This is a genomic window from Rhodococcus sp. Leaf247 (assembly GCF_001426185.1).
GTDB lineage: Bacteria > Actinomycetota > Actinomycetes > Mycobacteriales > Mycobacteriaceae > Rhodococcoides.
Window position 1 is genome coordinate 424,012 of sequence record NZ_LMRP01000001.1, and the last position, 20,434, is coordinate 444,445.

The 20,434-nt window shown below is 67.2% G+C and carries 22 protein-coding genes; 11 read left to right on the forward strand and 11 right to left on the reverse strand.

The genetic code is table 11. From position 1 onward, the window contains the following. Positions 1–21: 21 nt before the first annotated feature. The 3 genes from ASG64_RS01895 to ASG64_RS01905 are packed head-to-tail and all read left to right on the forward strand — an operon-like array spanning position 22 to position 3,341. Entirely contained in the window at positions 22–1,602 is a 1,581-nt protein-coding gene (locus ASG64_RS01895) for a flavin-containing monooxygenase (RefSeq protein WP_056069494.1), read from the forward strand. Next, complete coding sequence (locus ASG64_RS01900) at positions 1,599–2,432, forward strand: SDR family NAD(P)-dependent oxidoreductase (protein ID WP_042574688.1); 834 nt, start codon at positions 1,599–1,601, stop codon at positions 2,430–2,432. The genes ASG64_RS01895 and ASG64_RS01900 overlap by 4 nt, the downstream gene beginning before the upstream one ends. Positions 2,433–2,444: 12 nt before the next feature. Then, complete coding sequence (locus tag ASG64_RS01905; protein ID WP_056069498.1) at positions 2,445–3,341, forward strand: alpha/beta hydrolase; 897 nt, start codon at positions 2,445–2,447, stop codon at positions 3,339–3,341. Between the two features lie 17 nt (positions 3,342–3,358). Here ASG64_RS01905 and ASG64_RS01910 read toward each other — a convergent pair whose 3' ends face one another. After that, positions 3,359–4,198, reverse strand: coding sequence for a glycine betaine ABC transporter substrate-binding protein (locus tag ASG64_RS01910; protein ID WP_056069502.1), 840 nt, complete (start codon positions 4,196–4,198; stop codon positions 3,359–3,361). A 79-nt stretch (positions 4,199–4,277) separates the two neighbouring features. Here ASG64_RS01910 and ASG64_RS01915 point away from each other — a divergent pair, with 79 nt between their 5' ends. The 4 genes from ASG64_RS01915 to ASG64_RS01930 are packed head-to-tail and all read left to right on the forward strand — an operon-like array spanning position 4,278 to position 7,742. Next, positions 4,278–5,249, forward strand: coding sequence for an ABC transporter substrate-binding protein (locus ASG64_RS01915; protein ID WP_042574690.1), 972 nt, complete (start codon positions 4,278–4,280; stop codon positions 5,247–5,249). Continuing rightward, a complete protein-coding gene (locus tag ASG64_RS01920) occupies positions 5,246–6,382 on the forward strand; it encodes an ABC transporter ATP-binding protein (protein ID WP_056069505.1) in 1,137 nt (378 codons plus the stop codon). The genes ASG64_RS01915 and ASG64_RS01920 overlap by 4 nt, the downstream gene beginning before the upstream one ends. Further along, the gene (locus ASG64_RS01925) at positions 6,382–7,050 is read left to right on the forward strand and encodes an ABC transporter permease (protein WP_056069508.1); all 669 of its coding nucleotides are present in this window, start codon (positions 6,382–6,384) and stop codon (positions 7,048–7,050) included. Before ASG64_RS01920 ends, ASG64_RS01925 begins: the two co-directional genes overlap by 1 nt. Then, positions 7,047–7,742: an ABC transporter permease gene (locus ASG64_RS01930; RefSeq protein ID WP_042574693.1), complete on the forward strand. Its 696-nt coding sequence runs from the start codon at positions 7,047–7,049 to the stop codon at positions 7,740–7,742. The genes ASG64_RS01925 and ASG64_RS01930 overlap by 4 nt, the downstream gene beginning before the upstream one ends. Before the next feature lies 1 nt (position 7,743). Here ASG64_RS01930 and ASG64_RS01935 read toward each other — a convergent pair whose 3' ends face one another. From ASG64_RS01935 to ASG64_RS01950, 4 genes are all read right to left on the reverse strand, one after another. Further along, positions 7,744–8,901 carry an NAD(P)-dependent malic enzyme gene (locus ASG64_RS01935; RefSeq protein WP_156388313.1) on the reverse strand — a complete coding sequence of 386 codons (1,158 nt, stop codon included), beginning with the start codon at positions 8,899–8,901 and terminating at the stop codon, positions 7,744–7,746. Between the two features lie 243 nt (positions 8,902–9,144). Next, entirely contained in the window at positions 9,145–9,402 is a 258-nt protein-coding gene (locus ASG64_RS01940) for a hypothetical protein (protein ID WP_056069511.1), read from the reverse strand. After that, positions 9,399–10,277: a PHP domain-containing protein gene (locus ASG64_RS01945; protein ID WP_056069514.1), complete on the reverse strand. Its 879-nt coding sequence runs from the start codon at positions 10,275–10,277 to the stop codon at positions 9,399–9,401. The genes ASG64_RS01940 and ASG64_RS01945 overlap by 4 nt, the downstream gene beginning before the upstream one ends. Positions 10,278–10,308: 31 nt before the next feature. Further along, the gene (locus ASG64_RS01950) at positions 10,309–10,923 is read right to left on the reverse strand and encodes a suppressor of fused domain protein (RefSeq protein WP_042574696.1); all 615 of its coding nucleotides are present in this window, start codon (positions 10,921–10,923) and stop codon (positions 10,309–10,311) included. A 62-nt stretch (positions 10,924–10,985) separates the two neighbouring features. Between ASG64_RS01950 and ASG64_RS01955 the strand changes: the two genes are divergently transcribed. Together ASG64_RS01955 and ASG64_RS01960 are read left to right on the forward strand one after the other, a co-directional pair. Next, positions 10,986–11,690, forward strand: a complete 705-nt coding sequence (locus ASG64_RS01955; RefSeq protein WP_042574697.1) for a metallophosphoesterase family protein — start codon at positions 10,986–10,988, stop codon at positions 11,688–11,690. Beyond that, positions 11,680–12,528, forward strand: a complete 849-nt coding sequence (locus ASG64_RS01960) for a hypothetical protein (protein ID WP_042574698.1) — start codon at positions 11,680–11,682, stop codon at positions 12,526–12,528. The genes ASG64_RS01955 and ASG64_RS01960 overlap by 11 nt, the downstream gene beginning before the upstream one ends. A gap of 34 nt (positions 12,529–12,562) precedes the next feature. On the opposite strand, the gene ASG64_RS01965 is transcribed toward ASG64_RS01960, so the two are convergent. The 6 genes from ASG64_RS01965 to ASG64_RS01990 all read right to left on the reverse strand — a co-directional run bounded on the left by ASG64_RS01965 (position 12,563) and on the right by ASG64_RS01990 (position 18,484). Then, complete coding sequence (locus ASG64_RS01965) at positions 12,563–13,723, reverse strand: ABC transporter ATP-binding protein (protein WP_042574699.1); 1,161 nt, start codon at positions 13,721–13,723, stop codon at positions 12,563–12,565. A gap of 4 nt (positions 13,724–13,727) precedes the next feature. Continuing rightward, complete coding sequence (locus ASG64_RS01970; protein WP_042574700.1) at positions 13,728–14,558, reverse strand: carbohydrate ABC transporter permease; 831 nt, start codon at positions 14,556–14,558, stop codon at positions 13,728–13,730. A 3-nt stretch (positions 14,559–14,561) separates the two neighbouring features. After that, complete coding sequence (locus ASG64_RS01975; RefSeq protein WP_056069516.1) at positions 14,562–15,500, reverse strand: carbohydrate ABC transporter permease; 939 nt, start codon at positions 15,498–15,500, stop codon at positions 14,562–14,564. Further along, positions 15,497–16,816: an extracellular solute-binding protein gene (locus tag ASG64_RS01980; RefSeq protein ID WP_442970498.1), complete on the reverse strand. Its 1,320-nt coding sequence runs from the start codon at positions 16,814–16,816 to the stop codon at positions 15,497–15,499. Before ASG64_RS01980 ends, ASG64_RS01975 begins: the two co-directional genes overlap by 4 nt. A 217-nt stretch (positions 16,817–17,033) precedes the next feature. Continuing rightward, entirely contained in the window at positions 17,034–17,525 is a 492-nt protein-coding gene (locus ASG64_RS01985; RefSeq protein WP_056069520.1) for a general stress protein, read from the reverse strand. Continuing rightward, entirely contained in the window at positions 17,522–18,484 is a 963-nt protein-coding gene (locus ASG64_RS01990; RefSeq protein ID WP_082517980.1) for an HpcH/HpaI aldolase/citrate lyase family protein, read from the reverse strand. The genes ASG64_RS01985 and ASG64_RS01990 overlap by 4 nt, the downstream gene beginning before the upstream one ends. A 55-nt stretch (positions 18,485–18,539) precedes the next feature. Between ASG64_RS01990 and ASG64_RS01995 the strand changes: the two genes are divergently transcribed. Further along, positions 18,540–19,817, forward strand: coding sequence for a magnesium transporter MgtE N-terminal domain-containing protein (locus ASG64_RS01995; protein WP_042574704.1), 1,278 nt, complete (start codon positions 18,540–18,542; stop codon positions 19,815–19,817). Continuing rightward, on the forward strand, positions 19,810–20,391 hold the full coding sequence (locus ASG64_RS02000; protein ID WP_042574705.1) for a DUF1003 domain-containing protein: 582 nt from the start codon (positions 19,810–19,812) through the stop codon (positions 20,389–20,391). The genes ASG64_RS01995 and ASG64_RS02000 overlap by 8 nt, the downstream gene beginning before the upstream one ends. The last annotated feature ends 43 nt before the right edge of the window (positions 20,392–20,434 follow it).

Here is a 20,434-nt window from a genome sequence, read left to right on the forward strand (position 1 = left end):
GTAAGCCCTTATTCTCATTTCATGAGTCTTCCAGTAACAGACACCGGGACTGCTGCACGGTACGTCGACACGATCATCATCGGCAGTGGTTTCGCCGGGCTGGGCGCGGCGATCAAGCTGACGCAGCAAGGCAGCACCGACTTCCTCGTTCTCGAGCGCGGCAGCGATGTCGGCGGCACATGGCGCGACAACACCTATCCCGGCGCGGCATGCGACGTGCCGTCGCACCTGTACTCGTACTCGTTCGCCCTGAACCCCGACTGGACCCGGTCCTTCTCGCGGCAGGCCGAGATTCAGAAGTACATCGAGGGTGTCGCACGGCAGTACCGCGTGTACGACCGTCACGTCTTCGACTGCCATGTCGAGTCCGCCCGCTGGAACACCACCACCTCGCAGTGGGACATCGCGACCACCAAGGGCAACTTCACGGCCAAGAAGGTCGTGTCCGCCGTCGGCGCACTGTGCGAGCCCAACCTGCCCGACATCGCCGGCATCGGCGACTTCCAGGGCGAGATCTTCCACTCCGCCCGCTGGAACCACGACGCGAGTCTCGCGGGCAAGCGCGTCGCCGTCATCGGCACGGGCGCCTCCGCGATCCAGATCGTCCCGGCCATCGCGTCGACGGTGAAGCATCTCGATGTCTATCAGCGCACCGCCCCGTGGGTCCTGCCGCGATTCGACCGCGAGTACACCCGGCTCGAGAAGTTCGCGTTCAAGCACGTTCCGGGGTACCAGAAGCTCTCCCGCACCGGCATCTACGCGGCCCGTGAGACGCAGGTCGTCGGCCTGACCAGGGTGCCCAAGCTCATGAAGGCCTTCGAGTTCATCGCACGCCGGCAGATCGCCAAGGGCATCCGCAATCCAGAGCTGCGCAAGAAGGTCACGCCGAATTTCCGGATCGGCTGCAAGCGCATGCTGATCTCGAACAACTACTACCCGGCCCTGGACCGACCGAACGTCGACCTGGTGACCGACGGAATCCGTGAGATCCGCGCGAACTCCATCGTGACCGTCGACGGTACGGAGCGTCCCATCGACGCACTCGTGGTCGCCACCGGCTTCCATGTCACCGACTCCCCCACGTTCGCCGGCATCATCGGCAAGGACGGGCGCTCCTTGGCCGACGTCTTCGACGAGCGCGGTCAGCAGGGATACAAGGGCGCGACCGTGGCCGGATTCCCGAACCTGTTCTTCCTGGTCGGCCCCAACACCGGCCTCGGACACACCTCCATGGTGTTCATGATCGAGTCGCAGCTCAATTACGTCATCGACGCACTCAACACGATCGACAAGCACGATCTCGGTGTCGTGGAGGTGCGCCGCGACGTCCAGGACCGGTTCAACGCCGACCTCCAGGCCAAGTTGGGCAAGACGGTGTGGCTCAACGGTGGCTGCGCCAGCTGGTACCTCGACAAGCACGGCAACAACACCACCCTGTGGCCGGACTTCACCTTCGAGTTCCGCCGGATCACCCGCAACTTCGATCTCGACGCCTACGATTCCGTGTCGGCAGGGTCCACGTCCCGCCCGGTGGCGGCCGTGGACGGTTCCCCGACCGCCAGCACGACCGACAACGACGACGAGAAAGTGATCTCACGATGAGCGAATTCCGAGGCCGCGTCGCCGTGGTGACCGGAGCCGGGTCCGGGATCGGCCGCGCGTTGGCCCTCGAGCTCGCCGCACGGGGAGCGCGTCTCGCCCTGTCCGACGTCGACTCGGTCGGCCTCGCCGCCACCGTCGCCGCGGTGACCGAGCGGGGGGCGGACGTCCGCAGCGACCACCTCGACGTGAGTGAGCGTGGCAGCGTCATGGACTACGCGGACACCGTTCGTCAGCACTTCGGTGCGGTGAACCAGGTCTACAACAACGCGGGCATCGCGTTCCACGGTGATGTGGAGAAGTCCGAGTTCAAGGACTTCGAACGCGTCATCGACGTCGACTTCTGGGGAGTCGTCAACGGCACGAAAGCGTTCCTGCCGCACCTGATCGAGTCCGGTGACGGCCACGTCGTCAACGTCTCCAGCCTCTTCGGCCTGCTGTCCATTCCGTCCCAGTCCGCCTACAATGCAGCCAAGTTCGCGGTGCGTGGGTTCACCGAGGCGCTCCGCCAGGAGATGCTGATCGCGCGGCACCCGGTGCGCGTGACGTGCGTGCACCCCGGCGGCATCAAGACCGCGATCGCCCGTAACGCGACGGTCGCGGAGGGTCAGGACCAGAAGTCGGTGGCGGAGTTCTTCGACCGCCGCCTGGCCAAGACCACGCCCGAGCAGGCCGCCCTGGTCATCCTGAAGGGCGTCGAGAAGAACAAGGCGCGCGTGTTGATCGGCAACGATGCCCGCGCACTCGACGCTCTCGCACGCATCACGGGATCGCGCTACCAGGACATCATCGTCAAACTGTCCTCGCGCGTCCTGCCTCGGCCGGCAGCGTAGGAACAGGCCGATATGCGCCCCACGGTCCTCCCCCTCGGTGTGGTGTCACGGGCGTTGAAGCCCGTCTTCCGCATCGCGCTCAACCCGCGCGTGCCTGTCCCCGCGCAACGGTTCCTGCTCGAAGCGTCCGCGCGATCGCTCCCTCTCTGGGAGGGGACGGTCGTGCGCAGCGAGCGGATGGCCGGTGTGCCTGTGGAACGAGTCACCGTGGGGGCCACCGAAAGAAGCACCGCCGTCCTGTACCTGCACGGCGGTGCGTACACGGTGGGCTCACCGCTGACTCACCGCGTCGTCACATCGTCGATCGCCCGCGACTCGGGTGCGGTCGTCGTCGCGCCGCACTATCGGTTGGCGCCCGAGCATCCGTGTCCCGCGGCACTCGACGACGCTCTCGCCGTCTTCGACGCCCTGGTCGCCGATCACGGCTTCACTCCGGATCGCATTGCGGTGGTCGGTGATTCGGCCGGCGGCGGCCTTGCTGCGGCGACGACACAGGCGCTGGTGGACCGCGGCACTCCCCCGTCGTCCCTCGCCATGATCTCCCCGTGGGCGGATCCGAACGACCAGGACTTCCCCGCGCCGCGGGACTTCCTCCTCGATGCCCGGTGGTTGCAGAACTCGGCCCGCCAGTATCTCGGCGACGGAGACCCGACCGATCCCCGCTACGCGCCGACACGAGGAACCCTGACCGGTTTCCCGGCCACTCTCGTCCAGGTGTCGGCCGGAGAGATCCTGCGTCCTCAGATCCTGCGGTTCGTGGACGCGCTGACCACCGCCGGCGTCGACGTTCGGTGTTCGGAGTTGCAGGATCTGTGGCACGTGGCCCACCTGCAGGCGACTCTGTTGGCGGAAGCCGATGCCGCGGTCCGGGAGATCGGAACGTTCGTCCGCGAACGCTTCTCTGCCTGATCGGACGAAAGAACCTGTCAGAAGGACTGCTCGCCCAGCCAGTTCCGGGCGATCGCCGACGGATCCTCGCCCGCGCGTACACGTTCCACCATCCGGGCGAGGTCCGCCGTGGTCAATTCCCCGGCGATCACCTGCAACCGGCGTGCGGACTCGTCGTCGACGGAGCCCTTGCGGAACAACGGCACCACGTTCTCCGCGACGAAGCCGTCACGGTCGTCGGCGAGCACCACATCGGTCGACTGCGGATCGGACGGCCGGTCGGTCGCATCGCGAACCGTGACGGCGGGGCCACCGTCGGATGCCGCGAGCCGACAGTCGTAGACCTCGTCCAACACGGCGCGGATGCCAGTGTCGTCCACCGCGGGATCGATGTCCGCGGAGAGCGTCTCGCACTCGGGCGCCAGCGCGGAGACGGTCGCCTCCTCGAGCGTCGCACCGACGGCTGACGGAACGGACACGGTCGGCCCGTTCCCGGCCAGTCCCTGGTCGCCGACGGACAACCATTCCGGCAGTGCACGAGCCAGTGCCGCGTAGACATCGTCCGCATCACGCGCGTCGGACGACGGATCCAGTTGCCGCACCAGCGATCCCGTGAAACCCGGCAGCATCGAGAGCGACGCGTCGTCGAGTCCGGTCAGTGCCGCGGCCGTATCGTCCACCGGCATCACCGACGCGGCCATGCCGTCACGCGTCAGCGCTCCGGCATAGATGTGGGCCAGGACGCTCTGGACCGGAGTTCCCGTGTCCGCGACCACCAGGGCGTCGACGGTGGCTCTCGACTCGTCCACCGAGGCCGACGAGCAACCGGCCGACAGCACCAGCGACACCAGCACCGCGGCGACCTTCGATCCACGCACGTCCGGAGCCCGGCCCTTCTCTCGTCGTCGCCCGTACCGAAAACGGGCCGGTGTCGGCACCTATCGTTACACTCGAGCAGTGAACACGACACGTCGCACCACCTCACGTTCCGTGCGCGTCGCCGCCACCGCTCTGGTGGCCGCTGCAGCACTCACTCTGTCCGCCTGTGGCGGCGACTCGGATCCCTTGAGCAGCGGCGGTGAGGGTGGCAGCGGGGGCGACCCCAACACCATCGTCGTCGGTTCCGCGAACTTCACCGAGTCCGAGATCATCGCCAACATCTACGCCGACGCTTTGAAGGCCAACGGTTTCGATGCCAGCACGCGACTGTCGATCGGCAGCCGCGAGGCCTACATCCCCGCCGTCCGCGACGGTTCCATCGACCTCATCCCGGACTACACCGGGAACCTGTTGTTGTACTTGGACCCCGCTGCCACCGCCACGGCCCCGGAGGACGTGAACACCGCGTTGACCTCCGCGCTCAGCGACGACCTGCTGGCGTCCACGCCGGCGCCCGGCGAGGACAAGGACGCCGTCGTCGTCACCCGCGACACCGCGACCAAGTGGAACCTCACCAACATCGCCGACCTCGCTCCCTACGCGGGCCAGGTCAAGTTCGGCGGACCGCCCGAGTTCGCGGAGCGTCCGGTCGGCCTGCCCGGCCTGCGGGACAAGTACGGCGTCGACATCCCGGCGGCCAACTTCGTCCCCATCTCCGACGGTGGCGGTCCGGCGACCGTGGCAGCACTGGCGGCCGGAGACATCGACGCGGCCAATCTGTTCACCACCACGCCCGCGATCGTGGAGAACGACTTCGTCGCACTGGGCGACCCGGACAACAACTTCCCGGCCCAGAATGTCGTTCCGGTCTACAACTCGTCCAAGAAGTCGGACAAGCTCACCGCCGTGCTCGACGCCGTGTCGGCGAAGCTCACCACGGTGGAGCTTCTGGCGCTGAACCAGGAAGTGTCGGGCACCGCGAAGACGGAGCCCGCCGCAGCAGCGAGCGCATGGGTCGTCGAACAGGGTCTGGACAAGCCGGTCTCGTGATCTCGTTCGAGGGCGTCACCAAGCGCTACCCCGACGGAACCACTGCGGTCGACGGGTTGGATCTCGTCATCGAGGACCGCTCGTTCACTGTGTTCGTCGGACCGTCGGGATGCGGCAAGACGACCTCGATGAGGATGATCAATCGCATGATCGATCCCACGTCGGGAACGATCACCGTCGACGGCCGGGACATCTCGGCCGTCGACGCGGTCAAGCTCAGACTCGGCATCGGATACGTCATCCAGAGTGCCGGTCTGCTCCCCCACCGCACCGTCGTCGACAACGTCGCCACCGTGCCCGTGCTCATGGGCCGCTCCCGAAAGGACGCCCGTCGCGAAGCGATGGACGTCCTGGAGCGGGTGGGCCTCGATCTGTCCATGGCCACGCGGTATCCGGCGCAGCTGTCGGGTGGTCAGCAGCAGCGTGTCGGCGTCGCCCGCGCACTGGCTGCGGATCCGCCGATCCTGCTGATGGACGAGCCCTTCAGTGCCGTGGACCCGGTGGTGCGCGAGGATCTGCAGAACGAGATGCTGCGTCTGCAGGCAGATCTGAAGAAGACGATCATCTTCGTCACCCACGACATCGACGAGGCCATCAAGCTCGGTGACCGCATCGCGGTGTTCGGTACGGGCGGAAAGCTTCAGCAGTACGACACCCCCGAGGTGGTCCTGTCCTCGCCCGCCACCGACTTCGTCGCGTCGTTCGTCGGTCGGGACAGGGGATATCGCGGACTGTCCTTCCGCGATGCGGAGAAGGTGGATCTGCACCCCATCACCACGTCGTCCCCCGGGGACGCGTCGTCCGTGAGACTCGATGCCGGGCAATGGGTTCTGATCGTCACCGGAGACGGTCGACCCCGCGGATGGATGGACGTCACCGGTCTCGAAGCGTTGCGCGCCGGGCAGGACCTCGACCGATGCACATCCGCCGGGGGGTCGTTGTTCCCGCCGTCCGGTGACCTTCGGCAGGCTCTCGATGCCGCCATCTCGTCCCCGTCGGGAGTCGGTGTCGCCGTCGATGCCGACGGCGCCGTCGTGGGCGGGATCGACGCGACCGAAGTGGTCGCGCTCCTGGCCGAGCAGCGGCAGTCGGAGGATCGCGAGCGCGGTCGACGCTACTTCGAGCAACCCTGATGCGCTGGCTCGTCGACAACGTCGACATCGTTCTGGGACTGACCCGCACGCACCTGTACCTGTCGCTGGTTCCCCTGCTGATCGGTCTCGTGATCGCGGTGCCGCTCGGCGCCGCCGTGCGCACGGTGAGCTGGCTGCGCCGGCTCACTCTGGTGGTCGCCAGTGTCGCGTTCACCATTCCCTCGCTGGCACTGTTCGTCACCATCCCGCTCATCGTGGGCCTTCGGGTGCTCGATCCGCTGAACGTGGTGATCGCGCTGACCGTGTACTCGACGGCGCTTCTGGTGCGGGCAGTGCCCGAGGCACTGGACTCCGTCTCCCCCGCGGTGGTCGACGCGTCCACCGCGATGGGATTCGGCCGGATCCGCCGCGCCGCCACGGTCGAACTGCCCCTGGCACTGCCCGTCCTCGTCGCCAACATCCGCGTCGTCGCGGTCACCAACATCTCGATGGTCTCGGTCGGGTCGGTCATCGGAATCGGCGGGCTGGGCCAGCTGTTCACCCAGGGCTACCAGCGTGACTACCCCGACCAGATCCTGGCCGGCATCATCGCGATCGTGGCCCTCGCCCTGGTGTTCGACGCCATGCTGTTCCTGATCGGCCGCGCCCTGACCCCGTGGACTCGCGCCGGATCGACCACTCGCCGAGCGAAAGGTGTGCGCGCATGAGCATCTTCTCCGATGCCGTCGCGTACATCCTCGACGGCGCGAACTGGTCGGGCGGGACCGGCATCGCTACCCGTCTGGGTGAGCACGCGTACTACAGCCTGCTGGCCGTTCTGTTCTCCGCGGTGGTCGCGGTGCCACTCGGTCTGATCATCGGGCACCTCCGACGCGGCGAGGTCGCGCTCGTGGGACTGGTCAACAGCCTCCGATCGCTGCCGACGCTGGGTGTGCTCACGTTTCTCGTCCTGCTGCTGGGACTCGGACTGGTCCCCCCGCTGGTCGCGCTGGTGCTGCTGGGCATTCCGCCGATCCTGGCCGGAACCTACGCCGGCGTCGCCAATGTCGATGCCACCGTCGTGGACGCCGCCCGCGCCATGGGCATGACGGAACGCCAGGTGCTGTTCCGAGTCGAGATCCCCAACTCGTTGCCTCTCCTGCTCGGCGGCATCCGGAACGCCACTCTGCAGGTCATCGCCACGGCCACGGTCGCGGCATTCGTCAACCTCGGAGGCTTCGGCCGGTACATCTTCGACGGTCTGGCGCTCTACAGCTACGACCGCGTCGTGGTGGGGGCCATCCTCGTGGCAGTGCTGGCGCTCGTCGTCGACGGCTTGCTGGCGCTGGCGGTCTGGGCGTCGACTCCCGGCACGGGGCGCCTGCGTCGCGCGCCCCGCGTCGAGAAATCCTCGGTCTGACTCAGGCGACACCGTCGGCGCGGGCTGCGGCGGCGACCGCCGCGGCCACCGCCGGTGCCACCCGCGGATCCAGCGGGCTCGGAACGATCATGTCGGCACTCAGATCGTCCCCCACCACCGACAGGATCGCTTCCGCCGCAGCGAGCTTCATGTTCTCGGTGATGCGGCGGGCGCCCGCGTCGAGGGCTCCGCGGAAGACGCCGGGGAACGCCAGGACGTTGTTGATCTGATTGGCGAAGTCACTGCGACCCGTGGCGACGATCGCGGCGTACTTCTTCGCATCCTTCGGGTGGATCTCCGGGTCCGGGTTGGACAGCGCGAACACGATGGACCCCTCCGCCATCGACGCGACCAGGTCGTGCGCGATCTTGCCTGCGGAGACCCCGAGGAAGACGTCGGCACCGTCGAGCGCCTCCGCGGCGCCACCACTGAGGGAGCGCGGATTGGTGCGGGCAGCCAGTTCGACCTTGACAGGATTGAGGTCGCCACGATCCGCGCTGACGATGCCCTTGGAATCCAGCACCACCACGTCGGAGATTCCCGCCGCGAGGAGGATGTTGGCGCACGCCACTCCCGCTGCACCCGCACCGGAGATGACGATCTTGAGACCCTCGAGGTCGCGCTTCTGCACGCGCACAGCACCTTTGAGTGCCGCGAGGACCACGATGGCCGTGCCGTGCTGGTCATCGTGCATGACCGGGCAGTCGAGCGCCTCGATCACACGCTTCTCGATCTCGAAGCACCGCGGAGCCGAGATGTCCTCGAGGTTCACGGCCCCGAAACTCGGGCGCAGCCGGATCAACGTCTCGACGATCTCGTCGACATCGTTGGTGTCCAGAACGAGCGGGATGGAATTGAGGCCGGCGAACTTCTTGAACAGCGCCGCCTTCCCCTCCATCACGGGGAGCGACGCGCGGGGACCGATGTCGCCCAGTCCGAGAACGGCCGAGCCGTCACTGACGACGACGACGAGGCGCTCTGTCCAGGTGTACTTGTTCACCAGCTCCTGGTCCTCGGCGATGGCCCTGCTCACCAGGGCGACGCCCGGTGTGTAGGCGATCGAGAGATCCCGCTTGGTCTCGAGCGGAGCGGTGAGCTCCACGCTCAGCTTGCCCCCGACGTGGCTGAGGAAGATCTCCTCGTCGGTGATGGAGGCAATGGCCTCGGCGGTGTTGCCGACGTCGGGCGTGTCGGGTCGGTCGGTTGCGGCAGTCACGGCGGCGCTCCTTCTCGGTCCGCGCTCGGCGCGGGGAGGGACATGCTGGGATACGAGTGTAAGACCCTGCGCGCGGCGGGTGAGCCGGCAAACGCGGCACCGGCGAAGCGGTAGCCGAAGTCGATCACGGCGCGGTAGCGGTGATCGAAGAGTGAAATCAGTCTGCCATATCGGTGCGGGAGCCGATCAGCCCCACCACTGGGTCCACAGCAGAGCGCCCGCCACGACGAGGACTCCGACGGACCCGAGGAACGAGACTCCGCGCGCCCGGTGGTCGGCGACCCGTTGCAGGACCAGAGCCGCGACGCAGGCGGCCACGTGCCAGGCGATCGATGCGGTTCCGGGGCCCGGAAAACCGCGGTCGCCACCGATGACGGCGGCGGCCACCACCAGCGCGGTCAGGACGATCAGGCCCGCTGCCACGGATCCGCTGAGCGCCCTCATCGGCGACCGTCCGGGTGGATCGGGGGAACACCGGCGGCCTTGGCCACCAGCTTCTCGAACTGGTCGACCGCCGTGCTGCGGGCGCCGATCGGCGTGGTCTTGTTCGTCCCGTGATAGTCCGACGACCCGGTGACGACGAGTCCGTACCGCTCCGCAATGGCCCGCAGCGCGTCGGCGTCCTCGGGACTGTGGTCGGGGTGATCGACCTCGAGTCCGCCGAGCTGTCCTCCCCTGGCCAGCTCGAGAATGTGATCGGTGTGCAGCAGGCGGCCACGCTTGCGGGCGCGGGCGTGGGCGATGACGGGCACGCCCCCGGCCTCGGCCACCATTGCCACGGCGACGTCGAGAGGGGTGTCCGCCTTCTCGACGTAATACTTGCCGCCGGTCTTCAGGAGGTCCGCGAACGCGTCGTTCACCGTCTCGACGACACCGGCCGCCACCAGGGCCCGAGCAAGGTGTGGTCGTCCGGCGGACGGGCCCGCCGCGGCGAGGATCGTGTCCGCGTCGACGTCGTACCCGTCGGCGGCCATGAGGTCGATCATCCTGCGCAGCCGCACCTCGCGCTCCGCACGCAGACGGCTGCGCTCCTGCGCGAAGGCGGTGTGGGTCGGGTCGAACAGGTACGCCAGCAGATGCACGGTGACCGGATCGCCGTCCTCACCGCGGCCCTGACACGACATCTCCATACCCCGCACGAGGATCGGGCCGCCGGGTGTGGACTCCACCGCGGCCTGCGCCTCGTCCCACCCGTGCGTCGTGTCGTGATCGGTCAGCGCGACGACGTCGAGACCGGCCGCCGTCGCCGCGGCGATCAACTCGGCCGGCGTGTCGGTTCCGTCGGAGGACGTGGAATGGGTGTGGAGATCGATCAGCACGGGTGACACTCTTTCAGGTCGGTGGACGGTGTCAGGTCGGCGGACGCAGCGACGCGGCCGACCGCCGAGGATCGGTGACGTCGATCCCCGCCTCGGTCCACGCCTCGCGCAGTGCTTCCGCACCGCGCAGACGCACCCACGCCGCCTCGGTGCCGGTCACCGGGACAGCGGCCAGGAAGGTCACGGGGTCGTACGGCTCCGGAAGTACCAGGTCGGGAACCCCCGAGTCGACGCTCAGAAGAACTGCCGTGAACGGAGCTCCGGGCCACAGCGGCTCCCCCGCATCTAGTAGCGCATCGGGCACCAGCACGATGCCCTCGACCGCCGGGGACGCGGCGAACGTCGCGAGCGTGCGCCAGACGTCGCGGACAGCCTCGTCCATGCGCCGCAGCGACAGCACCAGTTCGGCGCGGGGGCCGCGCTGGGAATCGGTGACCATGTCGGACGGGTCGGCCATGGGATGACGCGAACACCCGACCGTCGCGAGGTGAGCGACCCCGTCGGAGCCGGGCGCGAACAGAAGGACGTCCAGCGACTCCAGACCCAGGAACGTGATCGACGCACTGGGCGGGCTGTCCTGCTGCCACGTCCGATGGAGGTGCGACCGCACCTGCTGGATCACGTCACTCGCACTCACGGGATCCATACAACCACTGCGGTCCCCGTGCACGCCCGGGCCGGTACGGTCTTCTGTGTGACGGAACTGCCGTGGTGACCGTGCTCACCGTGTCCGACGAGGTGGTCGAGAGCCTCTGGAACGCGCGCAGGCTGCCGTTCGCAGTGGACCTCGTCCTCGGTGCCGGCGATCTGCCGTTCGACTACCTCGAGCACGTGGCGGAGATCGCGAACGCGCCCTGCGTGTTCGTCCCCGGCAATCACGACGCGGACCTGAGCGGCTACTCGGCCGGGCGCGCCGGATGGATGCGGGCAGGACTGCCGTCGAGCTGGCCGGGCCCGGACGGGGCGATCAATGCCGATCGCCGCATCGTCGCCGCCGCGGGCCTGCGGATCGCCGGACTCGGTGGTTCGATCCGCTACCGCGACGGCCCCAACCAGTGGACCGAGCGCCAACAGCGGCGCCGAGCGTCGACGCTGATCCGCACCCATACGTGGCATCCGCTGTTCCAGCGTGGCTCCCGCGGCGTCGACGTCCTGCTGACGCACAGTCCGCCGTTCGGGCTGGGCGACGGAGACGACGCGCCGCACCGCGGGTTCCGGTGCCTGGACCCGTTGACGGACAAGCTGCGGCCGCAGATGCTGATACACGGCCACATCCATCCCCACGGCGTCACTCCCGTCGACCGACACCTGCATGGCGCCACCGTGCTCAACACCGTCGGGTACGCACTGATCGACATCACTCCGGGTGGCGATACCCCGCCCGTCATCGAGAGGCGACGACATGGCTCGTGACACAGGATTTCCCGCAGCCGACGCCGAGAACGACTTCTCGCGGCAACGTCGGCGCGCCGACGTCGCGCGCCTCGTCGGGTGGTTGCGTCGGCAACCCGACGACATCACGACCATCCTGCCGTTCGACGAGGTCGTCGCCGCGCTGGGGAAGGTCCGCGAACGCAGGATCGGACTCGAGGTGATCCGGGTCGACTCGATCGTCGGAAGTGTCGACCGCACACGCGATTTCGATCGCTACTTCCGGCCGACGTCGACACGCACCCGGGAACGGTGGCAGCGCCTCGCCACCGCGTGGCGACGCGGTGAGTCGATGCCGCCGATCGAGGTGTACCGCGTGGGCGGCATGCACTTCGTCATCGACGGGCACCACCGCGTGTCCATCGCGTGCGCGATGCACATGACTCTCATCGAGGCGTACGTCACCGAGATCGTCACGCGCATCTCGCCGGACGGCATCTCGAGCCGCGGCGACCTGGTGGTCAAGGACCATCGGCGCATCTTCCTCAGTCGTGTTCCGCTGACCGGCAAGTCGCGCGAGGCCATCGAGTTCTCCGACCCGTGGCAGTACGCGGAACTCAGTGATGCGGTGGAGGCCTGGGGTTTCCGGTTGATGCAGGAACTGGGCGAGTTCGTCGACCGTCGCACGGTGGCCCGTCGATGGTTCGGTGAGGAGTTCCTGCCCGTCGTGCGCATGGTCAGGTCGGTCGGCGGAATGTTGACCCGGCACACCGACGCCGAGGCATACATGTGGGTGGCACGCGAGCGATACCGCCTGGTACGCAGCCACATCTGGAACGACGAGATCATCGCTCAACTGAAAGAGGCGGCGCCCCGCTGAGATCTCGGGGTGCCGCCTCGTATCGAGCGTCGTGTCAGAGCGTCAGGTTCGCTCCGGATTCGGCGTCGAAGATCTGCACGCGCTTCGGGTCGAACCACAGGTCGATCGACTGACCCATGCGGGCATTCGATTCAGCCGACAGCCGTGCCACCAACTGACCACCGTCGGTACCCGAGTCGGCCGCGAGCTCGTCGAGCTCGCGTGAACTGACCTTGGGTCCCTCGGCGGTGAAGTAGATGTACTTGTCGGATCCCATGGACTCGAGGACGTCGACTCGCGCGGAGAACGTGCTGCCGTTGATGCGCTGGTAGGACTCGATCAGCGCAGCATCCTCGAGGTGCTCGGGGCGGACACCGACGACGACGTCACCCTTGACGTTCTTCTGCGAGATCTTCTGTCGCGCTTCGTTGTCCAGCGTGATCTCACCGAGCGAGGTGGTGACACCCGAGTCGGTGAGACGGCCGGCGACGAAGTTCATCGACGGTGATCCGATGAAGCCGGCGACGAAGAGGTTGCGCGGGCGGTCGTAGAGCTCCTGCGGAGATCCGATCTGCTGCACCAGTCCGCCGCGCAGGACGACGACGCGATCGCCGAGGGTCATGGCCTCGGTCTGGTCGTGCGTGACGTAGACGGTGGTGGTCTCGAGGCGCTTCTGCAACTGGGCGATCTCGGTGCGCATCTGCACGCGCAGCTTCGCATCGAGGTTCGAAAGCGGCTCGTCCATGAGGAACGCCTTGGGGCTGCGCACGATCGCGCGTCCCATCGCGACACGCTGGCGCTGGCCACCGGAAAGGTTGGACGGCTTGCGGTCGAGGTGCTGGCCGAGGTCGAGGATGCGCGCCGCGTCGTCGACCTTCTTCGCGATGTCCTCCTTGCTCATCTTGGCGAGCGTCAGGGGGAACGCGATGTTGTCGCGCACCGTCATGTGCGGGTACAGCGCGTAGGACTGGAACACCATCGCGATGTCACGGTCCTTCGGTGCGCGCTCGTTGACACGCTCACCGGCGATCCGCAGTTCACCGCTCGAGATGTCCTCGAGGCCGGCGATCATGTTGAGAGTGGTCGACTTACCGCAACCCGACGGACCGACGAGAATGATGAACTCCCCGTCGGCGATCGTGATGTCGACGTCGCTCACTGCCGCGGCGCCGTCCGGGTACAGCTTGGTCACTTTGTCCAGAACGATTTCGGCCATTGACTTATCCCTTCACTGCGCCGGACGTCAGGCCCGCCACGATACGACGTTGGAAGAACAGGACGAAGATGATGATCGGGATGGTGATGACCACGGCCGCGGCCGCGATCGATCCCGTCGGTTCCTCGAACTGCGAACTACCGGTGAACTGAGAGATCGCTGCGGGCACGGTGACCGAACGTTCGGTGGCCGTCAGCGAGATCGCGAGGAGCAGGTCGTTCCACGCGAAGATGAAGACGAGGATCGCGGCGGTCACGATGCCGGGTGCCGCGAGCGGTGCGATGACCTTGCGGAACGCCTGTCCCGGGGTCGCGCCGTCCATCTTCGCCGCCTTCTCCAGCTCCCACGGGATCTCCCGGAAGAATGCGGAGAGCGTGTAGATGGCGAGCGGCAACGCGAAGGTGATGTACGGGATGATCAGGCCCGGCCAGGTATCGAACAGGCCGAGGGCGCGCTCGATGTCGAACAGCGGTGTCACCAGCGAGATCTGGGGGAACATCGCAATGAGCAACGCGGCACCGACGAGCAACTTCTTGCCGGGGAAATCCAACCGCGCCACGGCGTACGCCGCCATGGTGCCGATCACGACGGCGATGAGCGTGGTGATCAGACCGATGCCGATCGAGTTGATCAGCGCACTCGTGAACTGCGACGTCTGGAAGATGCCCTTGTAGTTGTCGAACGTCCACGTGGTGGGGATGAACTTGCCGTCGGCGATGTTCGCCACCGGCTTGAACGAGAGGCTGATGATCCAGACCAGCGGGATCAACGCGTACAGCAGGACGAGGAGGTTGACGATCGACCAGCCGGCCTTCGTCTTCGTGGTGGCTGCCATGGGTCAGCGTCCTTCCGCGTCGGAGCCGGGTGCGGACGCCCCGAACAGTTTGATGAAGACGAAGGCGATGATGGCCACGCAGAAGAAGATCAGCACACTGATGGCCGAGCCGATTCCGAGGTTGAAAGCCCCGAAGAGGTTGTCGTAACCCAGGATCGACAGTGAGCCGGTGCTGTTACTTCCCTTCGTCAGAACGTAGATGTTGTCGAAGATGCGGAAAGCATCGAGCGTGCGGAACAGCAGCGCCACCAGGATGGCCGGCTTCATCAGCGGAATGATGATGCGGATCAGGCGGGTCCAGGCACCGGCGCCGTCCACCTGGGCGGCCTTGGTCAGGTCGTCCGGCACCAACGCGAGACCGGCGAGCAGAAGCAGCGCCATGAACGGCGTCGTCTTCCACACCTCGGCGAGGACCACGATGGCCAGCGACGGAATCTGCTGTGTCAGCGGTGCACTGCCGTCGGGAAGGAGATTGGCCAGGTAGCCCGTCTCCGGTGTCCACGCGTAGTACCAGCTGTACGCCGCCGCGACGGTGACGATGCCGTACGGGATGAGGACCACGGTGCGCACCAGCCCGCGCCCGAAGATGGTGCGGTGCATGACCAGGGCGACTGCGAGTCCGAGGACGAACTCGATGGCGACCGAGATGACGGTGATCGCCACCGTCACGGCGAACGCCGTCCACCAGTATCCGTCGGTGAGGACGGAGACGTAGTTGGAGAGACCGACGAATTCCTTGTCGTCCGGGAATGCCAGGTTGTACTTCTGCAGGCTCAACCAGAACGCGTAGATGATGGGATACGCGGTGACGGCGAGCATCAGGATCGCGGCGGGAGCGATCAGCAGCAAGCCGAGCTTGCGCTCTGCCTTCTTCCCCTCGGACAACGCTTCGGCCGCTTTCGCGTGCTTCTGCGTGCGCCGGGGCTCTTCGGTGACGGTCATGGGATCAGCCCTTCGGAGTTCACGGCCTGGCGCACCAGGTCGGCGAGCTTGTCGACGTCGCCGACCGGATCGATGTCCTGCGGCGGGTTCAGTGCGTCGGTGAGAAGAATCGAGATGGACTGGTACGCAGGCGAGACGGGTCGTACTGCCGCACTCTCGATCGATCCGAGAACGCCTTCCCACGCCGGGTACGCGGCCTGGAACTCCGGGTCGTCGTACAGCGACCGGATCACCGGGGGCACACCGCCGTCGACGGCATTGTTGCGCTGGTTCTGCTCGTCGGTCAGGCAGGCCACCGCGGCCCACGCCTCGTCGGGATGCTCGGTCGTCTTGGCGACGCCGATGTTGAAGCCGCCGATGGTGACCTTCGCAGGCTCACCGGGTGTGACGGACGGGTAGGGGGCGCTGCGGAACACCTCGTTCACCGCCGCATCCTGCTGCTCGGCGGGAACGCTCGAGAGGTCGAGGAAGGAGACTCCGCCGGCAGCGGCGTTCTCCTTGAGTCCGGGGAGCACGAAGGGGTAGTTCACCTCGGCGAACATGCTGCCCGCCTCGACGCCCAGACGTGCTGTGCCCTCGTCGCTCTGGGACACGGACGGATCCGCGCCGGGCGCGGTCGCGACACTCTTGATGATCGAGAGTGCCTTCTCCGTCGCCGCGCGGTGCTCGGGAGTGTCGTTGAGCGTCACGGTGGTGCCGTCCTCACCGACGACGGATCCCCCGGCGCTCTCGAGCAACGTGTTGAACCAGACCATGAAGCCCTCGTACTGCTTGGCCTGCACGCCGATCGCGGCGGGCTTGCCGGACGCCGCGTTCTCTCCGGCAGTGGCGATCAGGTCGTCCCACGTGGCGGGGGGCTGACCGTTCGGCACCATGTCCGGTCGGTACCAGAGCAACTGGGTGTTCGAGTTGAGGGGGACCGCGTAGAGCTGGTCCTTCTTCTCCGTCTCGGGGTCGAGCCACTCCGCGGTGGCGAGCGGGCCCTCGAGCACCGATCCGTCCCGCAGCTTCGCCGACAGGTCGTCCGGAACCGGAAGTGCCCAACCGGCTTCGGCGAACTCGGCGGTCCAGACGACATCCAGCGTCATCAGGTCCAGAGTCCGGTCGTTGCCTGCCAGGCGGCGGGCCAGCTGCAGCCGCTGGTCGTTGGCGCTCTTCGGCAGTGTGCGTTGCTCGACGCGGTACTTACCGCCGGATTGATCGGTGCACGCCTGCGCGGCGGCTGCGTACTGCTCGGCGCCGTCGGCTGCGGTGTAGAAGCTCAGCACGATCCCGCTGTCGGATGATCCACACCCCGCCAACAGACTGCCTGCCACCACCGCGGCGGCTCCTGTAGCTGCGAGTTTCCTCGCCCTGTACCTCTTCGGCACGACCGCCTCCTCTGCCGCAGGAGAAGGTACCGAGGTTCGGACCCGACTCCGCAGCGTGTGCTTCGTTGGACACGCATTCCCTGCGAAGTGGAACCTAGTCGAAAGCTGAGAGGATTTAGTGCGCTTGGTACAACACCGTGACGTTTTCGGTACGCGGCAGTGCTCAGATCGCGAGGCGCGCCAGGAGATCGCGTGCTTTCTCCGCGGACTTCGGTTCGCACAGCACGTCGTATCGACCGGCGACCAGCTGCATGGTGGACGCGAAATCGCGCTGGCCCTTGGTGGCCGCGTACGGGATGCTCGCGGAGATCAGCCCGAAGACGATGCCGCCCAAAACACCGACGACGAGCGCGGACAGGTAGTTGGTGTCGGTGATGATGCTCAGCACCAGGCCGAGGAACACACCGAGCCAGGCACCCGAGATGATGCCGCCGCCAATGACTTTGGCCCAGGTGAGACGACCGATGACGCGCTCGACCTGCATGAGGTCGACGCCGACGATGGTGACGTCCTGGACGGAGAATTCCTGATCGGAGAGGTAGTCCACGGCGCGCTGCGCCTCGGCGTACGTGGGGTAGGACCCGATGGGCCATCCCGACGGCGGAGTGGGCAGGCCTTGTCCGGGGCGGCCGGGCTGCGACATGGGGTTGGTCATGACTCCATTGTGCCTGGCGAGCCGGGTTGGCCGCTGGGGAGGACACCCGACGCACGTCCGGCCTCGAGGATCACGCGCGCCATCCGGTGCCCGGCCTCGTCGACCATCTCCCCGTCCACCACGACCGCACCGCGAGCTCCCCCGTCGACCGACAGGTGGCCCCGGTACGTCTCGACGATGGCGTGCGCTCGGTCCACGTCGGCCTGACGCGGTGAGAACGCCTCGTTGGCCGCGGCGATCTGCGTCGGATGCAGAACCCACTTGCCGTCGTATCCCAACGCGGCGGAGTGCCTCGCGGCCGCGACGAACCCGTCGAGGTCGCGCACCTGGACGTACGGACCGTCGATCGCCTGCAGCCCGTGGGCGCGAGCGGAGAGCAGGATCGTCATCAGCACGTGGTGGTAGGCATCGCCCCTGTCGTATCCGTCGGGCTGCTCCCCCACCGTCAGGGTTCGCATTCCCACGTCGGCCATGAAGTCGCCGGGCCCGAACACCAGGGTCTGCACGCGGGGAGACGCCGTCGCGATCGCATCGATGTGCAGCAGCCCCACCGAGTCCTCGATCTGCGGCTCGATCCCGATGCGTCCGACCGGGAGTCCCTGCTCCCGCTCGATCTGCGTCACCAGCAGGTCCAGCGCCTGCACCTCGCCGGCGGTCCTGACCTTCGGCAGCACGATCGCGTCCAGATGTCGCCCCGCTCGACCGGTTACCTCGAGCACGTCGCGGAACGTCGCGTCCGTCGTCCAGTCGTTGACTCGCACCAGACGTAGTTGTGGTCCCCAGCCGTCGCTGCCGAGCGCGTCGGCCACCGCTGCGCGCGCCCGGTCCTTGGCGGCCGGTGCGACAGCGTCCTCGAGATCGAGGAACACCGCATCCGCGGGCAGGGACAGCGCTTTGTGCATCATCTTCGGACTGCTGCCGGGCACGGCGAGCACGGAACGTCGCAAGCGTGGGGTCACCAGCGCACACTATCGGGCGCGACCGGTCGAAGGCCCGGCGTCTAGTGTTGCGGCCATGGCAGCAGTGAACAAGGTGTTCGCCGCCAGGCTCGCGGGCCTCGTGGTGCTCGGACCCGACGGCGAGAGCATCGGTCGTGTGCGCGACATCGTCGTGACGGTTCGCGTCGGCCGCCAGCAACCGCGCGTCCTCGGGCTCGTCGTCGACCTGGCCACGCGCCGCAAGATCTTCGTCCCGATGCTGCGTGTCACCGCCATCGAGCCGACGTCGGTGACGTTGACCACCGGGAACGTCAGTATGCGCCGTTTCGTCCAGCGCCCGGGCGAGGTGTTGGCTCTCGCACAGGTGCTCGATTCCCGTGTGCGCACCGACGATCCGGACGCCGAGGATCTCCACGACGTCGATTCGGTGGTCGTCGATCTCGGTATCGAGCAGACTCGCACGCGGGACTGGGTCATCTCCCGCGTCGCCGTCCGTCCCCACCGCACTCGGTTGGGTCGACGCGGCAGCATGCACGTCATCGACTGGCAGAACGTGCAGGGGCTGACGCAGTCGGATCTGTCGCGGCCGGGCCAGGGAGTCTCGCAGCTGTTGGAGCAGTTCGAGGGACTCCGTCCGGCCGACGTCGCCGACGCCATCCGCGACCTCCCGGAGAAGCGACGTCTCGAAGTGGCCTTCGCCCTGGATGATCAGCGTCTCGCCGACGTCATCCAGGAGATGCCCGACGACGACCAGATCGACCTGGTGCAGGCACTCGCCCCGGCCCGCGCCGCGGACGTGCTCGAGGCCATGGATCCCGACGACGCGGCCGACCTTCTCGGAGAACTACCGGAGACGGAAGCGGAATCCCTTCTGCGACTGATGGACCCGCAGGACTCCGAACCGGTGCGCCGACTGCTCGAGCATTCACCGGACACGGCCGGCGGCCTCATGACTCCGGAACCCGTCGTGCTCAGCGCGTCGGCGACGGTCGCCGAGGCACTGGCCCGCGCCCGCAACCCGGATCTGACTCCGGCGCTCGCGTCGCTGGTGTTCGTCGTCCGGCCGCCCACTGCGACGCCCACCGGCCGGTACCTCGGCTGCGTGCATCTGCAACAGCTGCTCCGAGAACCCCCGGCGAGTCTGGTGGGAGGTGTCATCGACACGACGCTGTCGACGCTCTCCCCGGACGACAACCTGGCGGCCGTCACCCGATACTTCGCCGCCTACAACCTGGTGTGCGGTCCGGTGGTCGACGCCGAGGAGCATCTCATCGGCGCGGTCACCGTGGACGACGTCCTCGATCATCTACTTCCCGACGACTGGCGCGAACAGGAGCACGTGGGACATGAGTGAGAAGTCGACGGCGACAGCCCGTCAGCGGCTCGACACCCCGCGCGGCTCGCGACGATTCAAGATCGACTTCGATGTCGATTCCGTCGGCCGTACGGGCGAGAACGTCGCGCGGTTCCTCGGCACCGGCCGCTACCTGGCCATCCAGACCGGGATCGTGATCGTCTGGATCCTGCTGAACGTCTTCGCGGTCAGCCTGCAGTGGGATCCGTACCCCTTCATCCTCCTGAACCTGGCGTTCTCGACCCAGGCCGCCTACGCCGCACCGCTGATCCTGCTCGCGCAGAACCGGCAGGACGACCGTGACCGCGTGTCGCTCGAAGAGGATCGCTCACGCGCCGCGCAGACCAAGGCGGACACCGAGTTCCTGGCACGGGAACTGGCCGCGCTCCGCATCGCCGTGGGCGAGGTGGCCACCAGGGACTACCTCCGACGCGAATTGGACGACCTCCGGGCCGCACTGCTGGACCCGGCGTCGGCCGCGGCGGAGGAACAGAAGGCGCGCAAGAAGACTCGCAAGAAGCCCGTGGACGACCAAACAACTCGTTTCGACCACAGCGAGGACACGCGACGGTAACCTCGGTCACACTGCACGTCGGGTCTCGGTGAGTGTGCAGACG

What these genes read in the sequence shown, in the direction of transcription:
- ASG64_RS01895 (WP_056069494.1), top strand. Translation starts at nt 22, where the DNA reads ATGAGTCTTCCAGTAACAGACACCGGGACTGCTGCACGGTACGTCGAC.
- ASG64_RS01900 (WP_042574688.1), top strand. Translation starts at nt 1,599, where the DNA reads ATGAGCGAATTCCGAGGCCGCGTCGCCGTGGTGACCGGAGCCGGGTCC.
- ASG64_RS01905 (WP_056069498.1), top strand. Translation starts at nt 2,445, where the DNA reads ATGCGCCCCACGGTCCTCCCCCTCGGTGTGGTGTCACGGGCGTTGAAG.
- ASG64_RS01925 (WP_056069508.1), top strand. Translation starts at nt 6,382, where the DNA reads ATGCGCTGGCTCGTCGACAACGTCGACATCGTTCTGGGACTGACCCGC.
- ASG64_RS01930 (WP_042574693.1), top strand. Translation starts at nt 7,047, where the DNA reads ATGAGCATCTTCTCCGATGCCGTCGCGTACATCCTCGACGGCGCGAAC.
- ASG64_RS01940 (WP_056069511.1), bottom strand. Translation starts at nt 9,402, where the DNA reads ATGAGGGCGCTCAGCGGATCCGTGGCAGCGGGCCTGATCGTCCTGACC.
- ASG64_RS01950 (WP_042574696.1), bottom strand. Translation starts at nt 10,923, where the DNA reads ATGGATCCCGTGAGTGCGAGTGACGTGATCCAGCAGGTGCGGTCGCAC.
- ASG64_RS01960 (WP_042574698.1), top strand. Translation starts at nt 11,680, where the DNA reads ATGGCTCGTGACACAGGATTTCCCGCAGCCGACGCCGAGAACGACTTC.
- ASG64_RS01965 (WP_042574699.1), bottom strand. Translation starts at nt 13,723, where the DNA reads ATGGCCGAAATCGTTCTGGACAAAGTGACCAAGCTGTACCCGGACGGC.
- ASG64_RS01970 (WP_042574700.1), bottom strand. Translation starts at nt 14,558, where the DNA reads ATGGCAGCCACCACGAAGACGAAGGCCGGCTGGTCGATCGTCAACCTC.
- ASG64_RS01975 (WP_056069516.1), bottom strand. Translation starts at nt 15,500, where the DNA reads ATGACCGTCACCGAAGAGCCCCGGCGCACGCAGAAGCACGCGAAAGCG.
- ASG64_RS01985 (WP_056069520.1), bottom strand. Translation starts at nt 17,525, where the DNA reads ATGACCAACCCCATGTCGCAGCCCGGCCGCCCCGGACAAGGCCTGCCC.
- ASG64_RS01995 (WP_042574704.1), top strand. Translation starts at nt 18,540, where the DNA reads ATGGCAGCAGTGAACAAGGTGTTCGCCGCCAGGCTCGCGGGCCTCGTG.
- ASG64_RS02000 (WP_042574705.1), top strand. Translation starts at nt 19,810, where the DNA reads ATGAGTGAGAAGTCGACGGCGACAGCCCGTCAGCGGCTCGACACCCCG.